The sequence below is a fragment of the Arthrobacter sp. I3 genome (assembly GCF_000520575.1).
Taxonomy (GTDB): Bacteria; Actinomycetota; Actinomycetes; order Actinomycetales; family Micrococcaceae; genus Arthrobacter; species Arthrobacter humicola_A.
Genome location: NZ_AZSB01000503.1, coordinates 1 through 15,004 on the forward strand (window position 1 = coordinate 1; position 15,004 = coordinate 15,004).

Here is a 15,004-nt window from a genome sequence, read left to right on the forward strand (position 1 = left end):
GTCTATGATCGATAACCGGGCGCTCCTGTGCGCAGTGGTCAAGTCCCATGCATACGGACACGGAGCTGACCTTTTACTCCCTTCCCTTGTTCGTCTAGGCGTCCCCTTCGTCGGAGTAGGAAGTAACGAGGAGGCAGCCATTGCACGCCGCTGCGGTTTTGCGGGCCGGATTTTGCGTGTCCGTGCCGCGGCTCCGCAGGAGATCAGGGCCGGCATGCGTCACGGAGTCGAAGAACTTGTAGCCGACCCGCAGAGCGCCTGGGAGATGCACAAGATCGCTGCCGAGGCCGGGACGGCGATCCGCATTCACCTCGATATCAACGCTTCCGGGATCAGCAGGCACAGCCTCGACGTCTCGTCCACGCTTGGGCGGGCATCTGCGGTAGGGATCGTGAGCCACCCTGGGCTCATACTGGCCGGGATCATGACTCATTTTCCCAAGGACGATACCGGCCATATCGAAACGGCTCTACTTCGTTTCCGCAATCAGGCGTTGACGCTGCTCCAACTGACCGGAACGCGCCGGGAGGACGTGCTGCTCCACTGTGCCAACTCCTACGCCGCGCTGCACGTCCGCGGCTCGTGGCTGGACATGGTCCGTGCCGGGGCAGTCCTCTACGGCGATTCGGAACCTACAACAGGGCACTTCCAACGGTGTTTGGCCTTCAAAGCCCGGATCGCTTCCATTAATAGCTATGCAGCAGGTACCAGGGTCGGCTACGGGCTAACCCACACCTTGGACCGGGACTCAAGGCTGGCATCAGTGACAGCGGGTTACGGAGATGGTTACCGGCGGGCACTGGCCAGCCAAGGCAGCGTGCTTGTCCGCGGCCGACGCGCTGCCATAGTCGACATCGTTTCGATGAATTCCATGGTTGTCGACGTCACCGACGTGGCGGGAGTTTCCCCTGGAGACGAAGTCGTGCTGTTCGGGCGGCAGGGACGCGCAGAAATCGCTCCCGCAGAACTGGAAGCAGCGAATTCAGCGATACTCGCTGACCTCTACACTGTGTGGGCGCAAGGAAACCGCGTCCTGGTCAACAATGAAGACATGTGAGAATAGGCGTAGTCATCGGGCGGAAGGAGCACGGAGCATGGATTCTTCCTCGGAAGCGTCGTCCATGGCCCAAGGACTTCGAATAGTTCGGTTGGTCGCAGACAGGGAGAAGCGGGGCAGGCGGCTTCTCGGCGTTTCCCAGCTCGCATCCGAGCTGGATATGGAACAAAGCCGCGTCTCACGGCTGACGCAGGAATTGTGTGAGCTGGGACTGCTGGAGCGAGTCGAACGCGGTCCCTTCCGAACCGGTCCACGTTTTTTCAGCCTGGCCGCAGCACTGAATACCGGCTGGGTCCGCGAATCAAAAACCGAACTTGAGGCCTTAGTGGCTTCTTTCGGCCTTAGATCCAGAGTTTCCGTCCGTGATGGCTTCCGGGTCGTTCTCCTGCGGGCCTCCAGTAACGATGCGGTACCCGGCAGCTTCGTGAAACCCGGCATGGTGACGCCCGTGTGGTGTACCGGCTCCGGACGGGCCTTGCTGTGGGACGACCAACAGCCAGCCGTGGAAGTCCTTCTCCAGGATGTCAACTTTATCGGCGTAGGCGGTCCGGGGGCGGCCCATTCGCCGCAAGAAGTCGCCGAACTGATGGACCGGGACAGGGCGCGGGGCTTCATTGTCGCGGAGGAAGAATTCGAGCACGGAATCTACGAACTGGCCGTTCCGGTCCGCAACGCTGAAGGATCGATTCTTGCCGCGCTCAGCGTCCTCGGCAGCCGGGCCGAGATCAAACCCAGCACCAATGACATTGCAAAGGCCCTTACGGCAGCAGCCGAGCGGCTGGGGTCCTTTGAGGGCCGTCCCCGGGGCAACGCGGTCCGGAAGGGCCTTGCCAGCTAGGGCCGGTTCTGCGGCGCCGCGTGACCCAACGCTGACTCAAGCCACTTTCCCCAGGACACGAGAGCCGTGGCGCATAGCTCCAGGCGCGGCTCCAAGCGTGTCTTGGCGCCGACGACCTGAAGCGCTGCCACCACATCGCCCTTGAAGTCGCGAATCGGAACGGCCAGGGAGTAAAGTCCTGGTTCGGCTTCCTCGTCGACAACGGAGTACCCCCGTGCCCGCGCCCCGCGCAGTCGTGACAGGAAGTCCTCGACGTCAAGCGGTGTATTGGGGCCATGGCGCACGAAGGGAACGCCGGAGAAAATGGTTCGGACCTGGGCGTCCGAGGCTTCCCACAGCAGGGCCTGGCCGGCATCGCTACAATACGCCGGGTAGGGACGGCCCAGCCACGAACCGACCATGTTGCTACTTGCCGGAACACGCTCACCGATGGTGACAGTACTGTTTCCGCTCATAACTCCAAGGAAGCATCCTTCGTTTGTTTCACCGGCCAAGCCTTCCAGGGCGGTTACGCCGTCGGTCTGCAGCCGTTGCTCTGTCAACAGCTGTGCGTCTGTCAGGAGCGACCAGTTCATTGTGTAGGACCGGTAGTCTCCGCGTGCCAGAAACCCCTCCTGCTCGGCGGTCCGCAGGCTGCGCGAAACCTGGCTGCGGTCCCTGCCCAGATCGGCTGCTATATCAGCGACCGTTCCGCCAGACAGGCCTTCTGCGTTGCGGGAGCCTACCGCGAGGACAGCCATGATTCCCCGGCCCATGCTGGACGTCTTAGACATGGATCCGATTCTAGTCACTGCACCAACGTGTCTTAGTGGATGGCGAAGACACGGGCTGGAAAGCCGCTGCCGTGCAGGGGTTTCGGCCAGCTTGCAATGAGGATCGCGCCGGCTTCTGGAAGTCCGTCCAGGTTCGCCATCAGCTCGATCTGCCACCGGTTCCGCGCCAGGACATAGGTCTCCAAGCTGAAATCCTGGCGGGACGTAGCCAGTCCCGGGTCTGTGTCCGTCTGCTCATGGCCGACGGCAGTTACCGACCGCTCCTCGATCAGGAAGGAGAGGACTTCCTGGGACCAGCCAGGTGTGTGGCTGGCCCCCTTATCGTCCCTGTTTGCCATGGCGTCGGTGTCGGGCCAACGATGGCTCCACCCTGTCCGCAACGCCACAAAGGACCCCGGTGCGATGGCACCATTGCGGCGCTCCCATGCCTGGACGTCTTCCATCGTGGGAGTGGCGTCCGCATTTGCGGTGACCCGCGCGGTGATGTCGAGGATGGCCAGTGGAAGGACCATGTCCTCCACGGGAATCTGGTCCAAGGTCCGTCCCCCGCGGATGAAATGCGAGGGAGGGTCAACGTGCGTACCCCATTGGCCGATGATCGAATAGCGGTGAGCGGTGAAACCGTCGCCTTTCTCCAGGTCGAAGACCGCCTCCCTGATTTCGTCGGGGAAGGCCGGGAAATGCGGCTGGCCGGGGTGGAAGGCGTGCGTCAGATCGGTGAATGACCTGCCCGCCAGCAACGCCTGCAGACCGTCCCAAAGTCCAGCCGTGGTGGCTTCAATCATGATGCGGCCTCGCTCTCAAAGAGTGCGGGAAGGGCTGTGCTAGAGACGCTGACCGGGCCTGTCAGTTCGATGACCGGTACCTCCCAGGGATGGATATCCACGATGTGCTGCAGGAAGCGTTCCACGGCGGCATCAGGGAGCGTCGCATCGAAATACGTCGTGAAGACCAAGGTAGGCGAAATTGTCCGCTGCCCCACCTGCCCCAACGTAGGGTTAGCGCCTTCAGTGCAGGTGAATCCCTCGAAGCCCAGGCCGGATTCAAATACATGCCTGTAGTTGCCAAAATCCCCTAAGTCAGGGGATTCCGACGAAGCCTGGAGCAGGGCCGCGATGCCGGCCTCATCTTTGAACGCTTCTGCGTCGCCCCTGGCGAGCCGCGAGAAAGTTTCCGAAGCTATGGGCCAATGCACGCGCAGCTTGCGGACTGATTTCATTGCAATTTTCAAGGGAAGCCTCTTCCTGGGCAGTTCGCAAATGGTGTCTGAAGGCTATGGTGGCATAGAGTGATGAGCATTACAAGCATGAACAAATGCTTATTACGCACACCTTTGGAGGAGGGGCGCGTTCTCTCGGCACATCCGCCAGACTCTGGGCGTGACTGAGCCGCGGAACACCGGTCAGCGCTAGCGGCTGCTGACCGTCATCTGCAAGCCACGGGCTGCACTGCGCCTTTTGGCACTGCACGCTGTGCTACCTTGCATTGCCGGGCCGCGAGGCGCTGCAACTGCCCGGCAGGAAAGAACAAACCGAAATGCTTGGAGCCGTGAACGATGCCCAGTAACCCCTTGCTTTCCCGCACTCTCGACGCCGGAGCGAACCTGACCGTGGACGGTGCACTCGCCACCGAGCTTGAAGCGCACGGCTGCGATCTGGAAGACCCTTTGTGGTCGGCTAAAGTCCTTCTGGAGCAACCGGAACTGGTCAAGCGCGTACACCACGATTACTTCCGCGCCGGAGCCACTGTCGCCATCACGGCTAGCTATCAAGCCACACCCCTGGGATTTGCGCGCCGCGGCATCGGCGAGGAAGCGGCCTTGGAGCGGGTGGCATTGAGTGTGCGCCTGGCCGACGAGGCACGCCGCGAGTACCTGGCGGAAAAACCGGATGCGGGCCCCCTGCTGGTTGCAGGATCGGTCGGGCCCTACGGCGCGTACCTTGCCGATGGATCGGAATACCGAGGCGACTATGTCCTCAGCCAAAACGAGTTTTTGGAGTTCCACCGGCCTCGAATCGCAGCGCTGGTGGCGGCCGGAGCGGACTTTCTTGCCTGTGAGACGCTGCCTTCATTGCCGGAGGCCGAGGCCCTGCTGGCACTCATGAAAGAGTTTGACGTCGAAGCCTGGCTCTCCTTCACGTTACGGGATGGCGGCCACCTCAGCGACGGTACGCCGCTGGCTCAGGCGGCAAAGCTCTTTTCGGCGGAGCCGCTCGTGGCGGCTATCGGCGTGAACTGCGTGCCGCTGGAGCTGGTCTCCCCATCGCTGGAGGCCCTGGGCAGAGCCACTGATACGCCCCTGATCGCATATCCGAATTCGGGCGAAAGCTATGACGCAGTCACCAAAACGTGGGGTCCGGCCGCGGCGAGCACTTCAGGCCCCGATACCAAACAGCCCGCAAGCCTTGCGGAGGGAACGCCAATCTGGCGTGAACTTGGTGCACGGCTCGTGGGTGGGTGCTGTCGAACGACCCCACAGGATATTGCCGCCGTGACGGCGCTGTCAGAAACTCACAAACCTGGATATCGACCGGTTGGTGCTGCTGGCGCAAAAAACCTCTGACGCGTCACGAACTTGGCCTATACGCAGTTAACCTAAGTGGCAATGTCCCCTATTGAGTGGCGATATATCGGGATCTGTGCAGCAGCACGGCCGTTCGCGGACACCGATCACGAAACGCGGCGCGCCGCCTCAGATAGGCGGCGACCATCTTATTTCGTGAACGGTCTTGAGTGACAACCGTCATTTGATTAGGTGGTTCAGGAACCCCCGTATTGGGCACCGGAATGGGCTTCGATTGCGATGTTGAGTTCTTCCAGGGTCGGGGGGTTTGCTCCCGGGCGCTGCACGGTGATGGCCGCGGCTGCAGCTGCGGTGTGTCCAAGCTGCTCCAAGACAGCTGGGGCGAAGCCTTCGGTTCCTCGGGTGAGAAAGCCCAGGATCAGGGCGGACATGTAGGAGTCCCCGGCGCCGATGGTGTCGGCTACTTTGGACTTCACGGCGGGAATGCTGATGTTAGCGGCGGCGGTGGTGAATTGTGAGCCGTCGGCGCCTTTGGTGATGACGGTAAGTCCGGCGCCCAGACCGAGGATGTGTGCTGCGGTTTCGTCCAGGCTTTTTTGGGGGTACAGCCAGTGGGCGTCTTCGTCGCTGAGTTTGACGACGTCGGTTAGGGGCACGAGCTCTTCGAAGGTGGCCAAAGCTTCCCTGTGGCTGCCGAGCAGCGCTGGACGGATATTCGGGTCATAGGTGACCATGCAGTGTGTGCGGGCTTGTTCGAGCAGGGATTTCACGGCGCCGGCGCCGGGATTAAGGAAAGTGGCGATGGATCCGGTGTGCAGGATTTTTGGGAAGTAGGCGGGGGCTGTCGGGGCAAGGTCCCAGGAGATGTCGAAGTCGTACTTGGCGGAGCCGTCGGGTTCAAGGGTTGCTGTGGCCGATGCCGTTTTGGTGAGGGATTTTGATCCGGGCAGAAGTATGACGCCTGCGCTGCTGAGGTGGTTTTCGATGGAAATCCCACGCGCGTCCGAGGCGATGGCTGTGAGCAGACCTGTGGTGACGGCGAGGCGGCCAAGTCCGTAGGCGACGTTGGCCGGTGAGCCGCCGGGGTGTTCCACCGTGTCGTGCGACGTGGTGACCACGTCGATCAGCGCTTCGCCTATGACCATGACGTCGAGCATCTGGTGAGCGTCGTTCCGGGCTGTTGTGAGGTAATCCATGGTCTGTCTCTCGTGGGATGGTGATGATGGGAACTCCCGGTATGGATCCGCCCGCGGACCTGGGGGAGGTCCGCGGGCGGAGAAGGGGCTCCGGTAGAGCGGGAGGGTACTAGCCGGACCTCAGGCGGTGGCTGCGCCGGTCATGATCGCCACTGCGTCGGTCATGGTGTGTGATTGCGGAGTGATGGTGGCAGCGCACTTGCCCAGGCGCTGGATGTGGATCCTGTCCGCTACGTCAAAGACGTGGGGCATGTTGTGGCTGATCAAGATGACCGGCAGGCCGCGGTCGCGAAGGTCCCGGACCAGCTGGAGCACCTGGTTCGATTCCCGGACGCCAAGTGCCGCCGTCGGTTCATCCAGCACAACGACCTTTGAACCGAACGCTGCGGCGCGGGCCACGGCGACAGCCTGGCGCTGGCCGCCCGAGAGGTTCTCCACCGGCACTGTCACGTCCTGCAGGGTGGAGATGCCCAACCGGGTCAGCTCTTCCTTGGCCTTGGTGCGCATGCCTTTGGTGTCGAGCATCCGGAACACGCTTCCGAGGAGCCCCGCGCGCCTTTCCTCACGGCCCAGGAACAGGTTGGAGGCGACGTCCAGCGCCGGTGAGACCGCCAGGTTCTGGTACACGGTTTCGATGCCGTGGACCCTGGCGTCCTGCGGCCGCTTGAAGTGCACCTGCTGTCCCGATACAAAGAGTTCTCCTGTGTCGGGAACTTCGGCGCCGGTGAGGCACTTGATCAGGGTTGATTTGCCTGCACCGTTGTCGCCAATGATCGCCAGGACTTCGCCCGGGTACAGGTCCAGGCTGACGCCGTCCAGTCCCACGACACGGCCGAAAGTCTTGACGAGGTTCCGGGCCTGCAGGATGGGCTCGCGCGTGGCGACGTGGGAGGCTTCAAATTCAGTCATGGTCATGACTTGACCTTTCGGATCCACTGATCGACGGACACAGCAACAATGATGAGGACGCCCACGGCGAGCGTCTGGTAGAGCACGTCCAGCCCGGCGAGCGAGAGGCCGTTGCGGAAGACCCCGACGATCAGGGCGCCGAGGAGGGTTCCCCAGACGGAGCCGCGGCCGCCGAAGAGGCTGGTTCCGCCGATGACGACGGCTGTGATGGAGTCCAGGTTCAGGTCCACGCCGCCGTTGGGGCTGGCTGCGTTGGTGCGTCCGATCTGGATCCAGGCGCCGACGGCCAGGACGGCGCCGGCTGCGAGGTAGACGCTCATGAGGACACGGTTTACCGGGATGCCGGCCAGGCGGGCGGCTTCCTTGTCATCTCCGACGGCGTAGACGTGCCGGCCCCAGGCCGTCTTGCCCAGGATGAAGGCGACCGCGATGTAGAGCAGGAGCATCATGACGACGCCCGTGGAGATCCTGACCGGGCCCACCGGGAAGGTGGTTCCTGTCCAGGTCAGCAGGGGCGGCATGGCCGAGCCGCGCACTGTCGCTCCGTTGGAGTAGAGCAGTGTCAGGGCGATGAAGATGTTGAGCGTGCCCAGGGTGACGATGAACGGCGGGAGCCGGAACCTGGTGACCAGGAATCCGTTCAGGGCTCCGGCGGCGAGTCCGACCACCAGGCCTGCGAGCAGGGCGAGAGGCGCGGGTATTCCGTTGTTGACGGCGAGCTGGGCCATGACCATGGACGACAGGATCATCACGGCCCCGACGGAAAGGTCGATGCCTGCCGTAAGGATGATGAGGGTCTGGGCGATGGCCAGGGTGCCGACGACGGAGACCTGCTGGGTAATCAGGGAGAGGTTTTCAACCCGCAGGAACCTCTCATTGAGGAGGCTGAACACCACCACCGCGATGAGAAGCACGAGGGCGGGGCTGACGGCGGGGTAACGGTGGAGGATATTGCGTATCCGGCTAAGCGGTGTCTGGCGGTCGAGGAATTCCTCGGCCAGGTCGGCCTGCCCGGCGCTGGGCGGTCCGGCGGTCTGTTGCTGGGTCACGATTGGTCCTGATCTTCGGTGATGGTTGCTAGGGCGGAGCTAGCTCGGTAGATGAAGTGCGGGGAGGCCGATAGCGGACTCCGGCCTCCCCGTCCCCTTAGTGAAGCTGGGTGGGTTACTTTCCCCAGCAGATGTCGGAGGCCTCGGTGGTGGTGATGCTCTTGACGCCGTCGACCGGCTTGTCCGTGACAAGCTCGACGCCGGTGTTGTAGAAGTCAAGCCCCGGTGAGTTGGCCGGCTTCTGGCCGGTCTTGGCGAGGTCAACGATGGCCTTCACTCCCAGTTCGGCCATCTTGACCGGGTACTGCTGGGCCGTGGCACCGATGACTCCGGACTTGACGTTGTTGACGCCGGGGCATCCACCGTCCACCGAAACGACCAGGACGTCCTTTTCCTTGCCGGCAGACTTCAGGGCCTCGAAAGCGCCGGCCGCGGCGGGTTCGTTGATCGTGTAGACGACGTTGATGTTCGGGTTCTTGGACAGGAGGGTTTCCATGGCGGTGCGGCCGCCGTCTTCGGCGCCCTGCGAGGCCTGGCTGCCGACGATCTCGTATTCGCCGCCCTTGCCGCCGGTGTACTTTCCGGTCTTGGCCTCGTCACCGTTCTTCTTCTTGTCCGCGGTGTCGATGCCGAGTCCCGTGAGGAAGCCCTGGTCCCGGTTGTAGTCCACGGAGACAACCTTGTCGTCAAAAAGATCGACGAGGGCAATGGTCGCTTTCTTCCCCTCCAGCTGGGCTGCGGTCCACTTGCCGATCAGCTCACCCGCGGCGAAGTTGTCGGTCGCGAACGTGATGTCGGCGGCGTCGGCCGGGTCCGGAGGTGTGTCCAGGGCGATGACGAACAGGCCGGCATCCTTGGCCTTCTTCAGGGCATCCACTACAGACGGGCCGTTGGGGGTGATCAGGATGCCCTTGTCGCCCTTGGAGATCGCGTTCTCGATGGCCTGGATCTGGGTGTCCTCGTCGCCGTCAGCCTTGCCGGCAGCCAGCTTCAGGTCCACGCCCTCGGCCGCGGCGGCCTTCTTCGCCCCGTCTTCCATGGCGACGAAGAACGGGTTGGTCGTGGTCTTAACGATCAGCGAGACGCCGACCTTTTCACCGGACGCGGTTCCCGTTGATGAGGCGGACGGGGAACTTCCACCACAGGCTGAAAGACTGAGCGCTCCCAGAGTCAGGACTGCTCCTGCAGCGAAGAGGCGGGTGGCCGTTGAACGGGGTGCTTTGGAACTCAACATTGAATCTCCTGATGTTTGAGGCCCTCACTGGCCTCGACAACGATGTCATGTACGATGTAATCAGCATCACACCAGAGAGTCAATAGATGCAACTTAGAAGGAGCGATATATTTGACAACGATGTCCGATCGTAGCCAGCCGACCCTTTCCGCCAGTCGTCCGACAATGCGCCACGTGGCTGCCCTTGCCGGCGTCGGAATAAAGACCGTCTCCCGCGTGATCAACGACGAACCTGGCGTGTCGGACGCCACCAGGGAAAAGGTGCTCAGCGCTTCACGGCAACTCAACTACCAGCTGGACATGGCCGCCGGCAGCCTGCGCCGCGCGGGCAGAAGGACGCTCTCGGTCGGGCTGTTGCTGCCGAGTGTTTCCAACCCGTTCAGCGGCGAGATCAACCGGGCCATAGAAGATGCTCTTGGGGCCAGGGGAATCGCGGTCTTTGCGGCGAGCCTGGATGATGACCCCCAGCGGGAGCAGGACATCGTGGCGGCATTTCTTGGGCGGCGTGTCGACGGGCTCATCCTCACGCCCATCGCCAGGAGCCAGGCGTATGTGATCCCGGAGCATTCCCGTGACCTGCCTTTGGTCTTCATTGACCGTGAACCGGTAGGAGTGGAAGCAGATGCCGTCGTGACCGACAACGCCGCAGGCTCCGCGAGGGCAGCTGCTCACCTGATCAGCCGCGGCCACACCAGGCTCGCCTATCTGGGGGACCGCACCGACATCCAGACCGCCCGGGAACGCCGGCGGGGGTTCATTGAGGAGATCGGCCGGCAGGGAATTCCCACTTCCACGATTCCCGTCCGTGAAAACCTGCACGATGAGGAATCGGCCAGATTGGCCGTGTTGGAACTTCTCACCGCTGCCGAACCACCGACGGCGATTTTCTCCAGCCAGAACCTCATCACTTTCGGCGCCATGCGCGCTCTGAGAGAGCTCGGGCTGAGCAAACGCGTGGCCTTAATCGGATTCGATGACTTCACGCTTGCCGACATGATGGATCCCGGCGTGACAGTCATCGCCCAGCACCCCGAGCGAATCGGGAAGCTGGCAGCAGAGCGGCTCCTGGCCAGGATCGATGGCGACCAGCAGCCCCCGCATACCTATGTTGTCCCGTCTGAGCTCATACAACGAGGTTCCGGTGAGCTGCGCCCTCCGGCCTGACAGGGGTGGCCTCCTGAACTATATTTCGAACCCATCGACCTGAAAGGGATCATGATGACCAAGACCCTGTATGCCGAGTTCACCGTCAAGCCCGGCAGCGAAGCCCGCGTTGCTGAAATGATGCTCGAACTGACCCGGCATGTGCGCCGTGAACCGGGCAACGAGCTGTTCCTTCCCTGCACCCGGGAAGAGAACCCCCGGGAGTACTTTGTCTTTGAGGTCTACCGCGATGAAGCCGCGTTCCAGGAACACATCGGCGCCGATTACGGCGCCAGATTCAACGAGGAACTGGCCCGCCATATCGAAGGCGACGCCTCGGAACTGACCTGGCTTCTGCCGCTGGAATAGCCCTCAGCCAAATCCAGCCGGTCCACGGTCGGTGGGAGCTGCTGCGTCCAGGACCCACGGAGACGGCTGAACGGAGCCGCCTGCCGGAAATAACCCTTCCAGCCCTACCGCTGGGAGGGAATTTTCTGCTGCCCGCCCATCGCCTCGCCCGGCTCAGCCGCGCGGCGGGCGGCCTCATTCCCACGCCGCCAAAACCGTTGACTTGTCTGACGGACATCACTTAGTGTCCTTCGCACTGACAACGTTGTCTACCGACGACGCGCGCAACGAAGGGCGAATCGAACGAATGAAGAACACGACCATCCGCAGGACGCATGCCGTTTCTGCACTGACGCTCGCGGGACTGACGCTGGCCGCGGCACTGGCAGGTTCCCTGCCGGCGTCGGCCGCGAGGGGCCCCGGGGACGAACCCTACCGGCCGGCCATTCACTACACGCCGGCAAAGAACTGGATGAACGACCCCAACGGGCTCGTCTTCTACAAGGGCGTCTACCACATGTACTACCAGCACAACCCCTCCGGTAACACCTGGGGGAACATGTCCTGGGGCCACGCCACATCGAAGGACCTTGTTCACTGGCAGGAGCAGCCGCTGGCGATCTCCACCGATGCAGAGCAGGACATCTTCTCCGGCAGCGTCGTTGTGGACAAGGACAACACGACCGGTTTCGGTACGAAAGAGAACCCACCGCTGATCGCGATCTTCACCAGCGCCTACAAGGACGCCTCGCCCCACCGCGGCCTGCAGGCGCAGTCCCTGGCCTACAGCCTCGATGACGGACAGACCTGGACCAAGTACTCCGGCAATCCTGTACTGAACCGAAACTCCGCCAACTTCCGTGACCCGAAGGTCTCCTGGTACAACAAACCCGGCGGCGGAGGCTACTGGCTCATGACCGCGGTCGAAGCCCAGGATCACAAGGTCGTCCTCTACAAGTCCGCCAATCTCAAGGACTGGACCGCCCTGAGTGAATTCGGACCAGCCAATGCCACCGGCGGGCAGTGGGAATGCCCCGACCTGTTTCCCCTCGCCGTGGACGGCGACCCGAAGAACGTCAAGTGGGTCATGGTGGTCAACATCAATCCCGGCGGCGTGGCCNGTGGGAATGCCCCGACCTGTTTCCCCTCGCCGTGGACGGCGACCCGAAGAACGTCAAGTGGGTCATGGTGGTCAACATCAATCCCGGCTGCGTGGCCGGCGGCTCCGCCGGCCAGTACTTCGTGGGGAACTTCGACGGCACCACCTTCACCTCCGAAACCACCAAACCCGTGGCCACGCCCCCTCCCGGCACGGTCCTGGCCGGATTCAACGACGGAACTTACAACGGCTGGACCGTCAACAACGAGCCAGGAAACTGGAAGAACGGCCCATTCGGCAGCACTCCGGCAAACGGAGCCCTTCCCGGCCAGAGCCCCGTGACCGGCTTTGACGGCAGTGGCCTGATCAACTCCTTCAACGACGGCGACTGGCCGCTCGGGTCCATGCAGTCACCTAACTTCACCGTGACCGACGACTACCTGAACTTCCTCGTGGGCGGTGGCAAGCACCCCCGCGTCTCCGACAAGCTGGACAACACCCCGCCCGAAGGGGAACTCAAGTTTGACGGCTTCGAGGTTCCCGCCGGGACATCGCTGGCCGACACCGGCTGGACCGGGACCGGCGACCTCACCCCCAACTTCCAGCCCTCCACCAGCGGCGGGGACTTCTACCTCGGGGCCAAACGGATCAACACCTTCGAGACCGGCACCGCACCGGGCGATGACCGGCAGGGCACCCTGACATCACCGGAATTCCCCATCACCAAGAATTTCATGAGCATGCTGGTCGGCGGCGGCAACCGCTCCGCGGACTCCGGACAGATCCTGGCCGCCCAGTTGCTCGTCAACGGCAAGGTGGTCCGCTCCCTCGCAGGAGACAATTCCGGAATCCTGAACTGGAAAGGCTGGGATGTCGCCGAGTTCGCGGGACAGAATGCACAGTTGCGTGTAGTTGACCAGGCCACCGGCGGGTGGGGACACCTGACCCTTGACCACGTCATGCTGACTGACGGCCCGGCCGTTCCCCGGTCTGACGAGGAATCGGTAAACCTCGTGGTCAACGGACAAGTGGTCCGCACGGCCACCGGAAACGACAGTGAAAAGCTCGACTGGGCATCATGGAATGTCAAAGAATTCGTTGGCCAACAAGCACATATCAAAGTGGTCGACAATAACCGATTCGGTTGGGGCCACATTCTCGCGGACGAGTTCATGCTCTCCTCGAAACCGGCACAGTCGGCCCTGGAGACCTATGACTGGCTGGACTACGGACGCGACTACTACGCCTCCGTGTCCTTCGCCAACATGCCCGAAAACAAACGGGTCATGCTGGGCTGGATGAACAACTGGGACTACGCCAACAACATCCCCACCAACCCGTGGCGCAGCGCCATGGCCCTGCCGCGCGAAGTGAAATTGACCCAGACCCCGGAAGGGCCCCGGCTCACCCAAAGCGCCGTCAAGCAGGTCGACAAGCTGGCCCAAGAGCCAAGCTACTCAACCCCGAAGGGCATCCCGATCGAGGAGGGAACAACCCCGCTGCCCGCGGCCGCCTCCGGTCAGGTCCAACGAGTCGACATCACCTTCGCGCCGGGCACGGCCAAGAAATCCGGCATCACCGTGCTGGGCGATGGAGCCGCATCCACCGTCATCGGCTACGACGCCACGACCGGGAAGCTCTTCGTTGACCGCACTAACTCCGGCAACACCGCGTTCCACCCGGCCTTCGCTTCCATCGAGGACGCCCCCGTCACCCTGGACAAGAAGGGCTACGTCACCCTTCGGGTCTTCCTCGACCGCTCCTCAGTTGAGGTGTTCGCCCAGGATGGTCTGCGGACCATCACCGACCAGGTATTCCCCAACGCCGGAGCCGACAAGATGGCCCTCTTCGCAGAAGGCGGTACCGCCCAGCTCAAATCACTCACCGTGACACCGCTTGAAAAGGCAATGTTCCTGGCTGAAAAGAAGTGACCCAACCCGCCGCCTGACGGGCTCCCCAAGGAGCCGGAACTGAAGGGATTGCGCCCCATATTGCACCGGGCTCAATCCCTTCAGTTCGTCCATACCCCGGCGGCCGAAACATCTCAGTGCTGACCTGGCTCCAGCCGGTCAGCTGACACAACAGAAGGCTGGGGGGCGCCAGTCCTCCCCGTAGGAGACCAATCCCCGAAGAATCTACGCGTGGTTTCTGGTAGCACGGCTACCGAAAGATTGCCGAGCGCCGCTGCAACTGCTGCCGTCAACATCTGAGGTTCGACTGGTGATGCGAGACGGTCGCGGAACTGCTGTGGCTGGCGAGGCATCGGCTGGTTCATGGTCATAACAATGCTGGGGCGCCTTGCGGCTTGCTATAGCTGAGAAGTGTTTCGCTGAGCGCCTGATCCAGGGGAGGGGCGGTGACGCCGAGCCTTTTCGTGATTTGCTGCTGTCGACGAGGAGTGGAGGGTGTGAGATTCCGGCCGCAAGAGCACAACGGAGGACGGCGGGAGGTCCCGCCGTCCTCCGCAAAATGTGGCAGTCAGCGCCGTCCGGTTAGGACTCCGCACCCGTTTTTCCAGGGGCGAGACCGTAGAAGGGCGTGAACCGACCTCTGGCTCCGGGGGAAATGTTGGAAAGGACGACCGAAGCGCTCTCCGGTGCTGCCAAATGGTATCTGTTGGATTGCGGATGTTTCCGGGGGAGTCCAGTGTTTGCAGGGGTTGGAATGCAGTTCGAGTCCCACCTCGGGCACAGCAACCCCCTCGTCAGAGGGGGTTTTGCTTTAACGTGTCAACATTGACCCTGTTCGGGTCCCTCTGACGTTTGTCGCGGCCTGTTGCTGGCCGCCGCGATGGCCTATGAAGTTATGTGGGTGGCGGGTTCAAGGTCCTGGCT

At 62.6% G+C, this 15,004-nt stretch carries 12 protein-coding genes and 1 pseudogene; 6 read left to right on the forward strand and 7 right to left on the reverse strand.

The genetic code is table 11. The annotated features are described in order from the left end of the window. Positions 1-4 precede the first annotated feature (4 nt). Positions 5-1,057 (forward strand): alanine racemase, encoded by a 1,053-nt coding sequence (locus Y706_RS0101495; protein ID WP_084475849.1) that lies wholly within the window; start codon positions 5-7, stop codon positions 1,055-1,057. A gap of 37 nt (positions 1,058-1,094) precedes the next feature. Next, a complete protein-coding gene (locus Y706_RS0101500; RefSeq protein WP_028275198.1) occupies positions 1,095-1,895 on the forward strand; it encodes an IclR family transcriptional regulator in 801 nt (266 codons plus the stop codon). On the opposite strand, the gene Y706_RS0101505 is transcribed toward Y706_RS0101500, so the two are convergent. Genes Y706_RS0101505 through Y706_RS0101515 form a run of 3 tightly spaced genes read right to left on the reverse strand, consistent with a single transcriptional unit; the run spans position 1,892 to position 3,899 of the window. Continuing rightward, the gene (locus Y706_RS0101505; protein ID WP_028275199.1) at positions 1,892-2,668 is read right to left on the reverse strand and encodes an IclR family transcriptional regulator; all 777 of its coding nucleotides are present in this window, start codon (positions 2,666-2,668) and stop codon (positions 1,892-1,894) included. The genes Y706_RS0101500 and Y706_RS0101505 overlap by 4 nt on opposite strands. Before the next feature lie 32 nt (positions 2,669-2,700). Further along, positions 2,701-3,453, reverse strand: a complete 753-nt coding sequence (locus tag Y706_RS0101510) for a cyclase family protein (protein WP_028275200.1) — start codon at positions 3,451-3,453, stop codon at positions 2,701-2,703. Next, positions 3,450-3,899, reverse strand: a complete 450-nt coding sequence (locus tag Y706_RS0101515; RefSeq protein ID WP_043434127.1) for a YqfO family protein — start codon at positions 3,897-3,899, stop codon at positions 3,450-3,452. The genes Y706_RS0101510 and Y706_RS0101515 overlap by 4 nt, the downstream gene beginning before the upstream one ends. A 324-nt stretch (positions 3,900-4,223) precedes the next feature. On the opposite strand from Y706_RS0101515, the gene mmuM reads away from it, so the two are divergent. Continuing rightward, on the forward strand, positions 4,224-5,231 hold the full coding sequence (mmuM, locus tag Y706_RS22995) for a homocysteine S-methyltransferase (RefSeq protein WP_043434130.1): 1,008 nt from the start codon (positions 4,224-4,226) through the stop codon (positions 5,229-5,231). A gap of 197 nt (positions 5,232-5,428) precedes the next feature. Here mmuM and Y706_RS0101525 read toward each other — a convergent pair whose 3' ends face one another. From Y706_RS0101525 to Y706_RS0101540, 4 genes are all read right to left on the reverse strand, one after another. Next, positions 5,429-6,388, reverse strand: coding sequence for a carbohydrate kinase family protein (locus tag Y706_RS0101525; protein ID WP_028275202.1), 960 nt, complete (start codon positions 6,386-6,388; stop codon positions 5,429-5,431). A 120-nt stretch (positions 6,389-6,508) separates the two neighbouring features. Continuing rightward, complete coding sequence (locus Y706_RS0101530) at positions 6,509-7,303, reverse strand: ATP-binding cassette domain-containing protein (RefSeq protein WP_028275203.1); 795 nt, start codon at positions 7,301-7,303, stop codon at positions 6,509-6,511. Continuing rightward, positions 7,300-8,346 (reverse strand): ABC transporter permease, encoded by a 1,047-nt coding sequence (locus Y706_RS0101535; RefSeq protein WP_028275204.1) that lies wholly within the window; start codon positions 8,344-8,346, stop codon positions 7,300-7,302. The genes Y706_RS0101530 and Y706_RS0101535 overlap by 4 nt, the downstream gene beginning before the upstream one ends. Before the next feature lie 115 nt (positions 8,347-8,461). Beyond that, positions 8,462-9,580: a substrate-binding domain-containing protein gene (locus tag Y706_RS0101540; RefSeq protein WP_028275205.1), complete on the reverse strand. Its 1,119-nt coding sequence runs from the start codon at positions 9,578-9,580 to the stop codon at positions 8,462-8,464. A 165-nt stretch (positions 9,581-9,745) separates the two neighbouring features. Between Y706_RS0101540 and Y706_RS0101550 the strand changes: the two genes are divergently transcribed. The 3 genes and pseudogenes from Y706_RS0101550 (at position 9,746) to Y706_RS23000 (ending at position 14,101) form a co-directional block, all read left to right on the forward strand. After that, on the forward strand, positions 9,746-10,744 hold the full coding sequence (locus Y706_RS0101550; RefSeq protein ID WP_028275206.1) for a LacI family DNA-binding transcriptional regulator: 999 nt from the start codon (positions 9,746-9,748) through the stop codon (positions 10,742-10,744). 54 nt (positions 10,745-10,798) lie between these two features. Further along, entirely contained in the window at positions 10,799-11,092 is a 294-nt protein-coding gene (locus Y706_RS0101555) for a putative quinol monooxygenase (RefSeq protein ID WP_028275207.1), read from the forward strand. Between the two features lie 451 nt (positions 11,093-11,543). Next, positions 11,544-14,101: pseudogene (locus Y706_RS23000) on the forward strand (GH32 C-terminal domain-containing protein). Positions 14,102-15,004 lie beyond the last annotated feature (903 nt).